The 16251-nt window shown below is 67.2% G+C and carries 14 protein-coding genes; 3 read left to right on the forward strand and 11 right to left on the reverse strand.

Annotated features, from left to right (window positions below; all coding sequences use genetic code 11):
- Window positions 1-27: 27 nt before the first annotated feature.
- The 4 genes from glpX to CMO28_RS23955 all read right to left on the reverse strand — a co-directional run bounded on the left by glpX (window position 28) and on the right by CMO28_RS23955 (window position 4671).
- Window positions 28-1005: a class II fructose-bisphosphatase gene (glpX, locus tag CMO28_RS23940; protein ID WP_231889265.1), complete on the reverse strand. Its 978-nt coding sequence runs from the start codon at window positions 1003-1005 to the stop codon at window positions 28-30.
- A 261-nt stretch (window positions 1006-1266) separates the two neighbouring features.
- Window positions 1267-2610, reverse strand: coding sequence for a homoserine dehydrogenase (locus CMO28_RS23945; RefSeq protein ID WP_296718108.1), 1344 nt, complete (start codon window positions 2608-2610; stop codon window positions 1267-1269).
- Window positions 2607-3833 (reverse strand): LL-diaminopimelate aminotransferase, encoded by a 1227-nt coding sequence (locus CMO28_RS23950; RefSeq protein ID WP_014745460.1) that lies wholly within the window; start codon window positions 3831-3833, stop codon window positions 2607-2609. The genes CMO28_RS23945 and CMO28_RS23950 overlap by 4 nt, the downstream gene beginning before the upstream one ends.
- Window positions 3834-4005: 172 nt before the next feature.
- Complete coding sequence (locus tag CMO28_RS23955) at window positions 4006-4671, reverse strand: hypothetical protein (RefSeq protein WP_296718113.1); 666 nt, start codon at window positions 4669-4671, stop codon at window positions 4006-4008.
- Between the two features lie 60 nt (window positions 4672-4731).
- On the opposite strand from CMO28_RS23955, the gene CMO28_RS23960 reads away from it, so the two are divergent.
- Entirely contained in the window at window positions 4732-6534 is a 1803-nt protein-coding gene (locus CMO28_RS23960; RefSeq protein ID WP_014745461.1) for a PHA/PHB synthase family protein, read from the forward strand.
- A gap of 59 nt (window positions 6535-6593) precedes the next feature.
- Here CMO28_RS23960 and CMO28_RS23965 read toward each other — a convergent pair whose 3' ends face one another.
- The 5 genes from CMO28_RS23965 to CMO28_RS23985 form a co-directional block, all read right to left on the reverse strand.
- Window positions 6594-7472, reverse strand: coding sequence for a LysR family transcriptional regulator (locus CMO28_RS23965; protein WP_296718115.1), 879 nt, complete (start codon window positions 7470-7472; stop codon window positions 6594-6596).
- Between the two features lie 174 nt (window positions 7473-7646).
- A complete protein-coding gene (locus CMO28_RS23970; protein WP_296718117.1) occupies window positions 7647-8696 on the reverse strand; it encodes a YeiH family protein in 1050 nt (349 codons plus the stop codon).
- Between the two features lie 137 nt (window positions 8697-8833).
- Window positions 8834-9463 (reverse strand): gamma carbonic anhydrase family protein, encoded by a 630-nt coding sequence (locus CMO28_RS23975; RefSeq protein WP_296718119.1) that lies wholly within the window; start codon window positions 9461-9463, stop codon window positions 8834-8836.
- Window positions 9464-9509: 46 nt separating this feature from the next.
- Entirely contained in the window at window positions 9510-10193 is a 684-nt protein-coding gene (locus CMO28_RS23980; protein ID WP_296718122.1) for an ABC transporter ATP-binding protein, read from the reverse strand.
- Window positions 10186-11433: a lipoprotein-releasing ABC transporter permease subunit gene (locus CMO28_RS23985; protein ID WP_296718125.1), complete on the reverse strand. Its 1248-nt coding sequence runs from the start codon at window positions 11431-11433 to the stop codon at window positions 10186-10188. Before CMO28_RS23985 ends, CMO28_RS23980 begins: the two co-directional genes overlap by 8 nt.
- 184 nt (window positions 11434-11617) lie before the next feature.
- Here CMO28_RS23985 and CMO28_RS23990 point away from each other — a divergent pair, with 184 nt between their 5' ends.
- Window positions 11618-12853 (forward strand): protein-L-isoaspartate O-methyltransferase family protein, encoded by a 1236-nt coding sequence (locus CMO28_RS23990; RefSeq protein WP_296718131.1) that lies wholly within the window; start codon window positions 11618-11620, stop codon window positions 12851-12853.
- Between the two features lie 13 nt (window positions 12854-12866).
- Here the strand turns inward: CMO28_RS23990 and CMO28_RS23995 are convergent, their stop codons facing one another.
- Window positions 12867-13289: a hypothetical protein gene (locus tag CMO28_RS23995; protein ID WP_296718134.1), complete on the reverse strand. Its 423-nt coding sequence runs from the start codon at window positions 13287-13289 to the stop codon at window positions 12867-12869.
- 238 nt (window positions 13290-13527) lie between these two features.
- Between CMO28_RS23995 and CMO28_RS24000 the strand changes: the two genes are divergently transcribed.
- Window positions 13528-14820 carry an NCS2 family permease gene (locus tag CMO28_RS24000; protein WP_296718137.1) on the forward strand — a complete coding sequence of 431 codons (1293 nt, stop codon included), beginning with the start codon at window positions 13528-13530 and terminating at the stop codon, window positions 14818-14820.
- Window positions 14821-15376: 556 nt separating this feature from the next.
- Here the strand turns inward: CMO28_RS24000 and CMO28_RS24005 are convergent.
- On the reverse strand, window positions 15377-16165 hold the full coding sequence (locus CMO28_RS24005; RefSeq protein ID WP_296718139.1) for an AraC family transcriptional regulator: 789 nt from the start codon (window positions 16163-16165) through the stop codon (window positions 15377-15379).
- Between the last annotated feature and the right edge of the window lie 86 nt (window positions 16166-16251).

A 16251-nucleotide genomic window follows, 5' to 3' on the forward strand; every position in this document is an offset into this window, starting at 1 on the left:
GAGGGTCGCTCGGAGAGAGCGGCCGGATCAGTCGAAGGCGGTCTTGCGGCCGAAATTATGCTCGGCCGAGATCACCCGGACGGTGCCGGTCTTGGACCGCATGATCAGGCTCTGGGTCGACCAGTGGTTCACGCCCACGCGATGCACGCCGCGCAGCATCGAGCCGTCGGTGACGCCAGTGGCCGAGAAGATCACGTCGCCCGAGGCCAGATCCAGCAGGTTGTAGATCCGGTTGAGGTCGGTGATGCCCAGGCGATGGGCACGGCCGCGCTCGTCGTCATTGCGGAACAGCAGCTTGCCCTGCATCTGGCCGCCGATGGCGCGCAGCGCCGCCGCCGCCAGCACGCCTTCCGGCGCACCGCCCGAGCCCATATAGATGTCGATGCCGGTATCGGGACGCGCGGTCGCGATCACGCCGGCCACGTCACCATCGCCGATCAGCTGGATGCGCGCGCCGGACTCGCGGACCCTGGCGATCAGCTCGGCATGGCGCGGGCGGTTCAGGATGCAGGCGGTCAGGTCCGAAATCTCGACGCCCTTGGCCCGGGCCAGGCTCTTCAGGTTCTCTTCGACCGTGTTCTCGAGGCTCACCACACCCTCGGGCAGGCCGCCGCCGACGGCGATCTTGTCCATGTAGACGTCGGGCGCGTTCAGGAACTTGCCCTCTTCGGCCATGGCCAGAACCGCGAGCGCGTTGGGGCCGCCGGTGGCGCAGATGGTGGTGCCTTCCAGCGGATCGAGGGCGATATCGACCTTCGGCCCCTTGCCGGTGCCGACCTTCTCGCCGATGTACAGCATCGGGGCTTCGTCGCGCTCGCCCTCACCGATCACAACCGTACCATCGATCTCGAGGCTGTTCAGCGCGCGGCGCATCGCGTCCACGGCGGCCTGGTCGGCGGCCTTCTCGTCACCCTTGCCGATCATCTTGGCGCAGGCCAGCGCGGCGAATTCGGTGACACGCACGGCCTCGAGGGCCAGGTTGCGATCCATGCTGTAAGTGATCATCGCTCTCGTCTTGTAGCCGTTCAGCGTCGGTCTGAAACCCACGGGGGAAAATAACGCAACGACCGCCCGGAATCATCAGAGTTCCGGACAGCCAGATTGCGGCCGGGTCGCGCCGACGACGGATGTCATCCCACTCCGGCGATACCCTAAGCCCGAAGCGCCTCGGGCGCCAGAGGCTGAATCGGGGGATGGACACCAACCGGATGGAAAACGGGCGGGATATGCAGCCTGTCCCGCCCGTTCACCCGTTCGTCGTCTGGTTCAGAGGCTGTTTTCGATCCGGATCATCCGCGGCGGCTCGATCACCGCCGGCAGGGCGGCGATGGTGTCGAGCGCCCGGCGCAGCGCCGCCTCGGAGGTGGCATGGGTGGTCAGCACCACCGGCACCGCCTCCACCTCGCTGCGACCGCGCTGGATCAGGCTTTCAAGCGAGACCTGCTCGGTGGCGAAGGCGCGCGCCACATCGGCCAGAACGCCCGGCTGATCCAGCACCATCAGGCGGATATAGAAGGCACCGACATGGGCATCGATCGGCGCCGCGGCCGGCGCACCCAGCGCCAGAGCCGGTACCGAGAAGGCCGGCACAGCGAAGGCCGGGCCGCCATGGCCGCGGGCAATGTCGATCAGATCGGCAACCACCGCCGAAGCCGTGGGGCCGCGGCCGGCGCCGCGACCCTGGAACATCGTGCCGCCCACGGCATCGCCTTCGGCGACCACGGCGTTGAACACGCCTTCGACATGGGCGATCGGCGCCGACAGCGGCACCATGCAGGGATGCACCCGCTGTTCAAGCCCCTGCCCGGTCATCCGCGCCACCCCCAGCAGCTTGATCCGGAAGCCCAGCTCCTCGGCAAAGCGGATGTCGTCGATGGTGACGTGGCGGATGCCCTCGACATGGATCGCATCGATATCGGGCCGGCCGCCGAAGGCCAGCGCCGCCAGGATCGCCAGCTTGTGGGCGGTGTCGATGCCGTCGACGTCGAAGGTGGGATCGGCCTCGGCATAGCCCAGCGCCTGGGCCTGGGCCAGCACGTCCGAGAAGTCGCGACCGATGGTCCGCATCTCGGTCAGGATGTAGTTGCAGGTGCCGTTCAGGATGCCGTAGACCCGGCCGACCGCATTGCCGGCCAGACCTTCGCGCAGCGCCTTCAGGATCGGAATGCCGCCGGCAACCGCCGCCTCGAAGGCCAGCGCCAGACCGCTTTCCTCGGCGGCTGCCGCAAGCTCGGGGCCGTGGGCTGCGATCATGGCCTTGTTGGCCGTCACGAAGGACTTGCCGCCCGAGAAAGCGGCACGGGCAAGATCCAGCGCCGTCCCCTCTGCGCCGCCGATCAGTTCGACGACCACATCGACGTCATCGCGCCGGGCCAGTGCCACGGCATCATCCTCCCAGCCGAGGCCTGCCAGATCGACGCCGCGATCCCGGCCGCGATCACGCGCCGAGACCGCGGTCACCTCGATCGGCCGCCCGGCACGGGTGGCGATCAGCGCCGCCTGGTTGCGCAGGATCTCGACGACCCCGACGCCCACGGTACCGAGGCCGGCCACACCCACACGGAGCGGCACGGCATGCCCGGAGGCGGCGGAGAGGGGACTGGCGTTCATCGGACTTCCTCGAGTGCTTCGGCAGGTTTCAGGGCCTGTTCTTCACGGTATTCCTTGAAGAACCGCTTGATGTTGCGCACCGCCTGACGGATGCGGTGCTTGTTCTCGACCATGGCGATGCGGACATAGCCGTCGCCATATTCACCGAAGCCGATGCCCGGAGACACCGCGACATCGGCGCGGGCGAGCAGCAGCTTGGAAAATTCGAGCGAGCCCAGATGCTTGAACTCGTCGGGGATCGGCGCCCAGCAGAACATCGAGGCCTTCGGCGTCGGCACCGGCCAGCCGATGCCGTGCAGGCCTTCGACCAGCACGTCGCGACGCTCGCGATAGAGCGTCCGCATCTCCTCGACGCAGTCCTGCGGACCGTTCAGCGCCGCGGCACCCGCCACCTGAACCGGGGTGAACTGGCCATAGTCGAGATAGGACTTGATCTTGGCCAGCGCCTGGATGAGACGCCGGTTGCCGGCGGCAAAGCCCACGCGCCAGCCGGCCATGTTGTAGGTCTTGCTGAGGCTGGTGAACTCCACCGCCAGATCGCGCGCGCCCGGCACCGACAGGATCGAGGGCGGCGGCACGCCGTCGAAATAGACCTCGGCATAGGCGAGGTCCGAAAGGATGTACATCTCGTGGCGGCGGGCGAAGGCGACCAGCTTTTCATACTGGGCGACATCGATCACCTCGGAGGTCGGGTTGCCCGGATAGTTCAGCACCATGGCCACCGGCTTGGGCGAGGTGTGGCGCACGGCATATTCCAGCTCGGCCAGGAAATCATAGCCGGGGCCATGGGGCACATGGCGGATATTGGCGCCGGCGATCACGAAACCGTAGGGATGGATCGGATAGCTCGGATTGGGGACCAGGATCACGTCGCCCGGCGTGGTGATCGCCGAGGCGAGATTGGCGAGCCCCTCTTTCGAGCCGATGGTCACCACGACCTCGGTCTCGGGGTCGATCTCGACCCCGAAACGGCGGCGATAATAGCTCGACGCCGCCCGGCGGAGGCCCGGAATGCCGCGCGACTGGGAATAGCGATGCGTCTTCGGATCGCGCACCGCCTCGACCAGCTTGTCGACGATATGGGCCGGCGTCGGGGTGTCGGGATTGCCCATGCCGAGATCGATGATGTCACGGCCGGCGGCGCGCAGCCGGGCCTTCATCTGATTGACTTCGGCGAAGACATACGGCGGCAGCCGCCGGATCCGCGCGAATTCGTCTGCCATGGGACCACTTCCCGTCGATCGTCTCGCAGCTTGGAGACCAGGTGAAGCAGGTGGCGGAACTTCCGTCGCCCGCAAGGGAGGTTCGAACGTCTCCGGGCGCGGGATGCGTCGGCGCCGGGGCGCCGCCCCCGCACGGCGCCCGTCGTCCGCTACAGGGGAAAATTTTCGCTTTTTAGCGGATGCCCCCGGTGGGTGCGATGAAAATTTCAAAATCCGGGGCCATCGAGCCTGCCGGCGCCTGGATCCGCGCGATCCGGGTGGCGGGCGCCCCCATCTCGGCGAGACGACGGGATGCGGCCTCCAGCCGCGCGGTGGCCAGCGCCGTTCCCTGATCGGTTCCGGCGACGAGCGCCAGGCTTTCGTCCCGCGCTGCGGCGATCCGCCAGGCGGCGCGCAGTTCGGCCGCCGCGGCATCGTCGATCGCGGCACTGCCGGGGGCGAAACCGATCCGGCCCACCGAAAGCCCGGGCCGCGGCGCCTCGGGGCGGCTCGCCGCCGCAGCAGCGGCGGCCGCAGCCTCGGCAATCGCCTGGCCGGCGCGGGCCTGGTCACTCGCCAGGCCCTGGCGGATTTCGGCCCGTTCGGCAAGCGGGGTCACCGGTGGCGCCTTCTCGGGCACCGAATTCAGGGTCGGGAACGGCGCCGCCGCAAATTCCGCGCGGGCAGCCCGGATATCGGGATCGGTGCCGGCGCCGGGCCCTTCGGCACAGGCGCCGAGGGCGAGCGCGAACATCGCGGCCACGGCCATGCCGCCGCCCGCGCGTCCCGCGAAATTCCGTCGCATCCCCACCGAGGCAGCGTTGAGCCCCGCCGCCTGCACCCGTATCATGGCCTTCACCTCGACCTCGCAGTACCACCGATCGCCGACTGTGGCGGCGCAACTATAAGGGACGTAAGGATGGCCGAGCAAGGAGCCGACCGGGGAAGCAGCACCGGCAGCCGTGACGACGCCGACGCCTTCGCACGCAACATGCGCGAGGTTGCCGAGCGCAGCCAGCAGATCATCCGCGATTTTCTGTCGCGGAACGAAGGCCTGGACACGTCCGCTCCCGCCGATCCCCTGAACCTCACCACCGCTTTCACCCATCTCACCGAGCGCATGATGGAGAACCCGGCCCGTCTGGTCGAGGCCCAGGCTGCGCTCTGGCAGGATTATCTCAATCTCTGGCAGTCCACCGCCAGCCGCATGGCCGGCGGTGAGGCGAAGCCGGTCATTGCACCCGAGCCGTCCGATAAGCGGTTCAAGGACAAGGACTGGAGCGAGAACCAGCTCTTCGACTTCATCAAGCAGTCCTACCTGCTCACCGCCCGCTGGATTCTGAACACCGTACACGGTGTTCAGGGCATGGACCCCGACGAAGCCCGCAAGATCGACTTCTACACCCGTCAGTTCGTCGATGCGATGGCGCCGTCGAATTTCGTCACCACCAACCCCGAAGTGCTGCGGGCGACGATCGAGAGCAAGGGCGAGAATCTGGTCCGCGGTCTCAACAACATGATCCGCGACATGGAAAAGGGCGGCGGTGAGCTGCGCATCTCCATGACCGACGAGAAGGCTTTCGAGCTGGGCCGCAACGTCGCGACCGCACCGGGCAAGGTGGTGTTCCAGAACGGGCTGATGCAGATCCTGCAGTACACGCCCACCACCGAGACCGTGCACAAGCGGCCGCTGCTGATCGTGCCGCCATGGATCAACAAGTTCTACATCCTCGACCTTCAGCCCAAGAACTCGTTCATCCGGTTTGCGGTCGAACAGGGCCACACCGTCTTCGTGGTCTCCTGGGTGAACCCGGACGAAGAGATGGCGAAGAAGACCTTCGAAGACTATATGGTGGAAGGTCTGATCACCGCCCTCGACAAGGTGACCGAAGAAAGCGGCGTGGCCGAGGTCAACGTCATCGGCTACTGCATCGGCGGTACGCTGCTCGCCACCACGCTGTCCTATCTGAAGGCGCAGGGCGACAAGCGGGTCAAGAGCGCCACCTTCTTCACCACCCTCACCGACTTCCGTGACGCCGGCGACATCAAGGTCTTCGTCGACGAGGCCCAGATCGGCAACCTGGAAAAGGTCATGTCGAAGAAGGGCTATCTCGAAGGCCGGAAGATGGCGACCGCGTTCAACATGCTCCGGTCCAACGACCTGATCTGGAGTTTCGTGGTCAACAACTACCTGCTGGGCAAGGATCCCTTCCCCTTCGATCTGCTCTACTGGAACAGCGACGCCACCCGCATGCCGGCGGCGATGCACAGCTTCTATCTGCGGCATATGTACCGCGAGAACAAGCTGGTGGAGCCGGGCGGCATCACCATGCGCGGCGTGCCCATCGACCTCAGGCAGATCGACATCCCGGTCTACATCCTGTCGGCGCAGCAGGACCATATCGCGCCGTGGAAATCGACCTATCGCGCCACCCAGCTCTATTCGGGCAACACCCGCTTCGTGCTGGGCGCCTCGGGCCATATCGCCGGCGTGATCAACCCGCCGGCGGCCAACAAGTACAACTACTGGACCAATAAGGATCTGCCTGCCGATCCGGAGGCCTGGTTTGCCGGCGCCGAGAAACATGCCGGCTCGTGGTGGGTCGACTGGGCGAAATGGATCAAGCGCCTGGGCGGCGCGCAGGTGCCGGCCCGGACCCCGGGCGAGGTTCTGGGGGTGATCGAGGACGCCCCCGGCAGCTATGTGAAGATGCGTGACTGACCAGAGCCTCTGACGAAGATCCCGGCGGTTTCTCCCCAGGAGGAACCGCCGGTTCCGTTTCAGGCGGTGACGGTCTCCAGAAAGGCCCTGGCCGCCCGCCCCAGATAGCGCTCGCGATGCAACAGCAGGTGAAAGGCCCGCTGCGGCAGATCAAGCCCGGGGCTGCGCAGGCTGCCCAGCGCCATCCCGCCCGCGACCACCAGAGCGGAGAGCGCGGTCGCCCCCGCCCCGGCCTCCACCGCCGCCCGCACGGACTCGTTCGAGGGCAGCTCCAGCACCACATTCAGGGTGCCGGGATCCACGCCCAGGCCGGCGAGCGCCGCCTCGAACTCGGCGCGGGTGCCGGACCCGCGTTCGCGCAGCACCCAGGGGGTTTCCGCCAGCTGGCCGGGAGCCACACGGGGCAGCGCCGCCCAGGGATGGCCTGCCCCCACCACCAGCATCAGCCGGTCGCCGGGCAGAAGCCGTTCCGACAGCGACGGATCCTCGACCGGCCCCTCGACGAAGCCCAGATCGGCGGTTCCGGCCCTGACCGCTGCCGCGACCTCGGCGGTGTTGCCGATTGCGATCTCGACGGTGACCGCCGGGAAATCGGCCATGAAGCCGATCAGCCGCGCAGGCAGCCAGTAGTTGGCGACCGTCTGGCTGGCGTGAATGCGCAGCCGGCCCCGCGGATTGCCGGCAAGATCCGCCAGCGCCTGTTCGGCAGCCGCGGCCCGGGCCAGAACTGCGCGGGCCTCTTCCAGGAAGATCCGGCCGGTCTCCGCCAGTTCGATGCCGCGCCCGACCCGGTGGAACAACGCCACCCCGTGACGGGCCTCCAGCGCCGCAATTGCAGCCGAAACCGTCGACTGGGTCAGGTTCAGCGCCCGCGCGGCCCGGGTCACATGGGCATGCTCGGCCACCGCGACGAAGATTCTGAGCTGTTCCAGGGTCATGATGCCGCCGCCATCCGGCCATGAAAGGATATCGGTGCCGGACGCAGGAGCGGCGCCCGCAGGGGCGCCGCCATCAGATCGGATCTGGAAACATCGGGCGGGGTCATCCGGGCATCATGCCGCCACGCCGCCCCCTGGAGCAACGGCTTCGACATGGCGGATGGCCCGGCCGGATCAGCCGAGCACCGAGACCACGGCCAGAGGCACCACGCCGACCACGAGCGTCAGCAGCAGGCCCAGGATCACCGGGCGGATGCCGCGGGCCTTCACCTTGCCGAGATCGGTGCCGAAGCCGATCGCCGCCAGCGCCACCGTCAGCATGATCGGGGTCGCCGCCGCAGAGACATGGCGGACCTCTTCCGGCACCACGCCCAGGCTGTTCAGGCCGGCAAGGGCCACGAAGCCGACCGCGAACCAGGGAACCGGCACCTTGGCCGCGGCTGCCTCGGCATCCTCGATCGCATGGTCGCCGCGGCGGGCGGCCCGGTCTGTCGCCCAGACCAGCAAGCCGACCACCGGGGCCAGCATGGCGACACGGGCGAGCTTGGCAATGACCGAAACTTCACCGGCGGCCGTGCCGTGCTGGAAGCCGGCCGCCACCACCTGCGCCACCTCGTGCACCGAGGCACCGATCCAGAGGCCGTAGGCGCGGTCGTCGAGGCCGAGCGCCGTGCCGAGCAGCGGCCAGAGGGCCATCACCGCCGTCCCGAACAGCGTGACCACGCCCACCGCATAGGCGATCTCGTCATCGCGGGCCCGCACGGCCGAACCGACGGCCGCCGCCGCCGAGGCACCGCAGATCGCCGTGCCGCCGCCGATCACGGTGGCCAGTCGCGGCTCCACGCCCACCAGCCGGCCCAACGGCCGGGCCAGCGACAGCGTCACGCCCAGGGCGGCCAGCGCGGCCAGAATACCGTCGAGGCCAAGCCCCAGGATGTCGCCGGCGGTGACCTGAAGCCCGAGCAGCGCCACGCCAAGGCGCATCAGCGGCTTGGAGGCGACCGCCAGACCGGGGGCCGCCACGGCAGGCGCCCGGCCGATCACCGCGCGCAGGACAAGCCCCAGTCCGATCGCGACCAGCACCGGGCTCACCGCCTGCATGCCCGAGGCGCGAACCATCAGGATCGCAGCCCCCCCGATCACGCCGGCCAGCGCCAGCCCCGGCAGTTTCGCCGCAAGCCGTGGCAGGGCTCCTGCGGTTTCAGTGGTGGGAAGGCTCGCCATGGCGTGATCTCCGGTCCGTCCTGCCCGGGGGCGATTTTTGCACCTCCCGGGGTGTGGTTCATGACCGAAAGATGACCGTTGGCGACCGTTCGCTCCAATGAATTATACAGCTTGTTCTGATCGATTTTAGCGAACGATCAGGATATCGGCACCACGGCGGCGCCGAGCACCTCGCGGGCGATCTCCTGGTGGCTCGCGGCAAGCCCCGAATAATGACGGGCCGTGGCCGCAAGCCGGGGCATGCCCTCCTCGCCCAGATCGCGCAGCTTCTTGGCCGGCACGCCGCCCCAAAGCTCGCCGGTGACGACCCGCTTGTCATTGCCGACCAGCGCCCCCGCGCCGACGATGGCACCTCCTTCGACCACGGCGCCGTCCAGCACGGTGGCGCTCATGCCTACGAAGGCACCGCTCATCAGGGTGCAGGCATGGATCATCGCGCGATGGCCGATGGTGACGTCGTCGCCGATCAGCGTCGGATGCGCCAGACGGCTGACATGGACGATGGTGCCGTCCTGAAGATTGGTGCCGCGGCCGATATGGATATGGTTCACATCCCCGCGCAGCACACAGCCATACCAGATGCTGCTCTCGGGCCCGATCTCCACCTGGCCCACCACCACCGCACCCGGCGCCACGTAACAACTGGCGTCGATCTTCGGCCAGATGCCGTCGAAGGGCAGGATGATCGCGCCGGGGAAGCGCGCGGCAAGTTCCGCCGACGGCACCGGATCGGCCGGCGGCGTGATGGTGAGTTCGGTCGAAGACATGACGTCAGTCCCTTGTTCTTCTTCTGAAAAGGCTGGCGGATCACCCTCAGGCGACGTGATCCAGCCGCCCCTGATCCAGCCGAACCCGACGGTCCATGCGGGCGGCGAGTTCGGGATTGTGGGTGGCGATCAGCGCCGCCACGCCCTGATCCCGTGCCGCGGAAACCAGCAGGCCGAATACCCGTTCCGCCGTTTCGGGATCCAGATTGCCGGTCGGCTCGTCGGCCAGCAGCAGGCGGGGCCGGTTGGCCAGCGCGCGGGCGATCGCCACCCGCTGCTGCTCACCACCCGACAGCCGCGCCGGACGATGATCGGCGCGGGCAGACAGCCCCATCAGCTCCAGCAGCTCGGCCGCGCGGGCACGGGCTTTCGACCAGCCCTGCCCCGCCAGCAGCTGCGGCATCATCACATTCTCGATCGCCGAGAATTCGGGCAGCAGGTGATGGAACTGATAGACGAAGCCGATGGTCGCGCGGCGCAGCCGGGTGCGCACGCCGTCATCGGCACGGCCGGCATCGGTGCCGTCGATCACCACCCGGCCGCCATCGGGCCGCTCCAGCAGCCCGGCGGCGTGCAGCAGGGTCGACTTGCCGGCACCCGAGGGGCCGATCAGACCGACCATCTCGCCCGGATGCAGGCGGAAATCGATGCCGCGCAGCACCTCCAGCACCTGGCCGCCCTGTTCGAAACGGCGGACCAGGCGTTCCAGGATCAGGACCGGCTCACTCATAGCGCAGCGCCTCCACGGGATCGAGGCGGGCAGCGCGCCACGCCGGATAAAGCGTCGCCAGGAAAGACAGCACCAGCGACAGGCCGACCACGCTCACCACATCCGACCAGACCACATCCGCCGGCAGTTTCGACAAGAAGTAGATCTCGGCCGAAAACAGCTGCGTGCCGGTCAGGGCCTGCAGCGCCTGGCGGATGCTTTCGATATTGGTCGCGAAGGCAAGCCCCAGCACGAAGCCGATGACGGTGCCGACGATGCCGATCGAGGCGCCGGTCATCATGAAGATCCTGAGGATCATGCCCCGTGTGGCCCCCATGGTGCGCAGGATGGCGATGTCCCGCGACTTGTCCTTCACCAGCATCACCATGCCCGAGATGATGTTGAAGGCAGCGATCAGAATGATCAGGGTCAGGATCAGGAACATCACATTGCGCTCGACGTCGAGCGCGCCCACCAGCGTCGAATTGGTCTGCTGCCAGTCGGTCAGCACCACGCCGCGATCGGCGATGATCGACCCGATCTCGCCGCGGATCGCCTTGACGTTCTGCGGGTCGGTGACGTCCACCTCGATCGCGGTCGCCGCATCACCGGTCTGGAAGAAGGCCTGGGCGGTATCGAAGGGCATGAAGACCAGCGAGCTGTCGAATTCGAACATGCCCACTTCAAAGAGGCCGACCACGGGGAAACTCACCTGCCGGGGCATGCCGCCGAACGGCGTCGCCACGGTGCGTGGCGAGATCAGGTTCAGCTCGTCGCCAAGCCGGAGCCCCAGGCGCTGGGCCATACGGGTGCCGATCAGCACGCCCTTGCCCTGGAAATCGTCCAGACTGCCGGCACGAATGTTGTTCGCGATCAGGGTCTTGCGCTCAAGGCTTTCGCGGGTGAAGCCGCGGACCAGCGCGCCGCGGGCATCATCGGGTCCGCTCGCCAGCACCTGGCCCTCGACCATCGGCAGGGCGCGGACGACCACCTGGGCCTTTTCGAGGTCGGCCGAAATGCCGCCATAATCCTGAATGCCGCGCCCCGAGGCGCTGAACACGGTCATATGGCCGTTAAGGCCCAGGATCCGGTCGACCAGCTGGTCGCGGAAGCCCTTCATCACCGCCAGCACCACGATCAGCGTGCCCACGCCGAGTGCAATGCCCAGCAGCGAAAAGCCGGCGATGACCGAGATGAACCCTTCCTTCCGCCGGGCTCTGAGATAGCGGAAGGCGAGAAGACGCTCGACTGTCCTGAACATGCGGGTTCCGTTGGCCAGAGGATCGAGGGGATGGGGACGATATGTGCGGGCCGACTTTAGGCACAGCCCGATCATGGTGCAACCAAATGCCCCATCATGCAGAGGGGATCACGACATCGTCACGGGATCGGGGCGGAAAACCGGTCCATGATCCCATGAACTCCTTCGAGCGGACCGGACGACGATGGCAGAGGATCCTCAGCTTGAAGCGTTGCAGGACAGGCTCCTGCACAGAATAGAGAGCTATGTGCCGGTGCGTGGACGGCCGGCACCGCCACGCCCGGCCCTGATCGAGGCGTTCCGGCGGTATCCTCGCCATCTCTTTTTGCCGCGCTATCGCCCGGCAGATCAGCCTGAGGGGCCGGCACTTGCCCCGGGTGACGCCGGATTTCCGGACGGCGCCTATGAAGACTGCCCGCTCTGGTACGTCGACGATCGCGGCGCCTCCCTGCCCGCCTCCTGCTCCGAGCCGGGCTTCATTTTCCATCTGGCCGAGCTGCTGGACGTGCGGCCCGGTCATCGGGTGCTGGAAATCGGCTGCGGCACCGGCTGGCTGCTCGCGATCCTCGCTCATGCCGCGGGACCGGACGGAGAGGCGTTGGGCGTGGAGATCAATCCCGCTCTGCAGGCTCTGGCGACCCGCAATCTTGCGGTTACAGGGGCCCCAAACGCCATCGCCGTCGCCGGCGACGGCTTGGCTGCCGCCGGCCCTGGGCCTTTCGACCGGATCATCATGACCGCCTCGGCCTGGCATCTTCCGGCCGCGACTCTCACCCTTCTCACGGAAGGCGGACTTGCCATTCTTCCAATTCGCAACAAGGGCTTGTCCGAAGAGGTTCATGTTCTGGAGCGGCGTGGCCCGGCGCTGGTGTCGCGCCTGACACGCCTCTGCCGCTTCGTGCCGCTGGCTGGCCGCGATGGCGCGGATGCCGATCTCCTCATGCCTCGTCTGACCGCAGACCCCGACATCGCCCGACTCGGCGAAACCGGCCAGCCACGATCGCTCGATTTCGGCCAATCGGCACCGGATCGGATGATGCCGCCGGCCCTCGCCTTCACCGCCTGGGCATCAAAGCTGGAGCCGCGCTTCCGCGCCTGGCGGCTCGGCCCGGGCGACGGGCGGCCATCCCTGTTCGGTGATCCGGAGATGCATGGCTTCGGTCTGGTGGACACGGCCGCCGGGTCTGCCACTCTCTGGCGCGCAGGCCAGGTGATCGCTTATGGCGACGAGAGCACACGCGATGCGCTCTTCGACCATCTGGCGCGATGGACGACACAGGGCGGGCCGACGGGTTATGCTTTCGGCCTTGGCATCGCTGCCGCCGGCGCGGCATCGCCGGTCTCACACCATGCTTATCGTGAGCGCCGGGGTCCGCTCGATTTCTGGTGGTGGCTGCGCCCGCCCGCCGAACGGCTGTAGCAACCCGACATTTTCATCGTCCCTCGCGCTCCAGCCGCGCGCAGGCCGCTGCGATCGCATTCTGGGCCGGATCGTCCAGCCGCTCGCCATTCCAGGTGACCGTGCCGTCGGCGGCGATCGTCACCTGGCCGAGATCGACCTCTGCCGCCCCCAGCGGCTGGTCCTCGAAATAGCCGAAGCGTTCAAGCGGCAGGCCGAGGTCGATGGTGATGCCGCGGCCGAGCGCGCGTTCGGCTGCGCGCGCGCCATAGCCCCCATCCAGATCGGCGGGAGCCACGGCATTTCCGTTCACATCCACGCCCGGCTGATAGGTCACGTCGGCATCCGGCCGGTGGACGGTCAGCCGGCTGCAGAAGGCCCGGTCGACCGTGACGGTCACGCCACGACCATTGCCGTCGATGCGGATCGGTGCCGTAGCATGCTCGCCAGCCGCCACCGCGCCGGTGTATAAGCCGAGAAGGACAATCGCGCCGATCCCCGCCGCACGTCCGGTCGCCCGCCGACCGGGTCCGTGACGTCCCTCCGGTCGCGGCGCCCTCGACAACGACAGAAACCGAAGCGACCCCCGGGGCCGCTGACGCAGGCCCTGTGCGGCTTGTGTGCAGCCCCGCCGCCGGAGCATCGGATCGGTCTTCCCAATCGGCATTGCCTTACCCGTCCAGGAGCTTGCGGGAATGCTCAAAACCTATTTCCAGCTCGATCAGCTCGGCACCACGGTCCGCCGGGAAGTCGTCGCAGGTGTGACGACCTTCCTGACCATGGCCTATATCATCTTCGTCAATCCGGTGATCCTCGCCAACACCGGCATGGATCAGGGCTCGGTTTTCGTCGCCACCTGCGTGGCGGCGGCGGTCGGCTCGCTGATCATGGGCCTTTATGCCAACTATCCCGTGGCTCTGGCACCGGGCATGGGTCTGAACGCCTTCTTCACCTTCACGGTCGTGATGGAGATGGGCTACACCTGGAACCAGGCCCTGGGTGCGGTGTTCATCTCGGGCGCGGTGTTCTTCATCCTGGCCCTGCTCAAGGTCCGGGAATACATCATCAACTCGATCCCGATGACGCTGAAGCTGTCGATCTCGGCAGGTATCGGCCTGTTCCTCGCGATCATCGCGCTCGAGAACGCCAAGGTCATCGTCGACCATCCGGCCACCCTGCTGACGCTGGGTGACATCGGCCAGCCCACCGTGCTGCTCGCAGCCCTCGGCTTCTTCGTGATCTGCGCCCTGCACTATCGCAACATCACCGGCAGCATCATCATCGGCATTCTGCTGGTGACCATCCTGTCGATCCTGCTCGGCCTGAACCAGGCGCAGGGCATCGTCAGCGCGCCGCCGTCGATCGCGCCCACCTTCTTCGAACTCGACATCGCCGGGGCCTTCGAGGCCGGCATGTTCGGCGTGATCTTCGCCTTCCTGTTCGTCGACATGTTCGACACCGCCGGCACGCTGGTCGGTGTCGCCCATCGCGGCGGCCTGCTCGACAAGGACGGCAAGCTGCCCCGCATCGGCAAGGCCCTGCTGGCCGACAGCGGCGCCACCATGGTCGGCGCCATCTTCGGCACCTCTACCGTCACCAGCTATATCGAAAGCGCCTCGGGCATCAATGCCGGCGGCCGCAGCGGCCTGACCGCGGTGGTGGTGGCGATCCTGTTCCTGGTCGCCCTGTTCTTCTCGCCGCTGGCGGGCTCGGTGCCGGCCTATGCCACCGCACCGGCCCTGCTCTTCGTGGCTCTGCTGATGGCGCGCGGCCTGGCCGAACTCGACTGGGACGACATGACCGAGGTGGCACCGGGTGTGCTGGCGGCCATCAGCATGCCGCTCACCTACTCCATCGCCAACGGTATCGCCCTCGGTTTCATCTCCTATGCCGCGATCAAGCTGCTGGCCGGCCGGGCCCGCGAGGTCTCGATCGCCGTCTGGGTGCTGGCCGTGGTCTTCGTGCTGAAGTTCGCCTTTATCGGCTGACCTGCTGATACAACGGACAAAAGCGGCGACGCTCCACATGGTGCGTCGCCGTTTTCATATGTCGGAACCCGAATGTGCACCGCACCATCACACGGATCAGCACGGTTCGAAGCTTTCCCGATTTCCCCCGTTTTTGTAATGACCTGACGATTTTTGCGTTTTTTGCACTGCACACATGCAAAAAACTGGTGACGGACGTCACATTCCTGCGTACTCTCCCCTTGCCGACGTAAAGGGCACCGGCAGACAGAACCGGCCCAACGTCTAGGGAGGGTGTAACCGGCGCAAGCCGGAGGGATCGACCGCAAGAGCATCCGGTGGCCACGATGCCACCACGCCGGGTTGAACGCGCGGCGCCAGGAGCCACGGCGATCCCAGGAGAGTAAAGAGTTCAGGCGTCCCGGCAGCAACGATCGGGCGCCCACAAAACAACAATGATAACAATCAGCTACGCCGATCGGTTGCCGTCGAATCGGACGTGGTGATCAGCACCAAGCGGAATCTTCGATCAAGGCCGTGCTTGCACGGTCTTTTTTTTGCGCAGGAGCGGTCACCTTCAGTGGCCGTCGGACCTGGTGTCGCGCGCCGCATATCGCTGGGGCGTGGTGCCCAGCATCCGCCGGAACATGGCGGTGAAGGCGCTTGGACTGTCATAGCCGAGGCGGGCTGCAACCATGGCCACCGGCATGCCCTGCGACAGCAGCGAGACCGCTTCGACCAGCCGTGCCTGCTGGCGCCAGCGCAGGAAGCCCATACCGGTCTCGCGCGCGAAGGCGCGGGCGAGCGTCCGGGTGCTGGCCCCGGCGCTTTCCGCCAGCCGTTCGAAACCCGCATCTTCCCCCGGATCATCCAGAACCCGCCGGCACAGGCGTTGAAGCCGCGGATCGCGCGGCCAGGGCAGATGCAGCGGCAGGGTGCGCGGCGCCTGCAATTCATGAAGGATCAGGGCCGCCACCGCCTCGCCGCGACTGCCATCTGCATAGTCCATGGGCTCGGCCACGGCCGCCAGGATCAGCTCGCGCAGCAGGGTCGTGACCTCGATCACGGTACAGGCATCGGGCAGCCGCTTCGCCGGCTCGGGCGCCACATAGACCGTGCGCATCGACACCGGCCCGATCATCCGAACCGAATGCTCCACCCCGGGCGGGACCCACAGCCCGCGCATCGGCGGCACCAGCCAGATGCCGTCGGCCGCAGTGATCTCCATAACCCCGGCCGCAGCATGAAGCAGCTGGCCACGCGGGTGGATATGCGGCGGAATGACCGTGCCCGGCGTCAGTTCCTTGGCCATCGCCGCCACCGGCCGGGTGACGTGCTGATAGTCGGCCGCGTCGGTGCTGCGCATGCCCCTGCCCTCCCTATCGGGCGATGGCGTCCTGTCCGATTCTCGACGATCTTCGACCAGACATCGCCTATCGGTCGACCTTAGAC

The organism is Tistrella sp., assembly GCF_002684955.1.
GTDB classification, from domain to species: Bacteria; Pseudomonadota; Alphaproteobacteria; order Tistrellales; family Tistrellaceae; genus Tistrella; species Tistrella mobilis.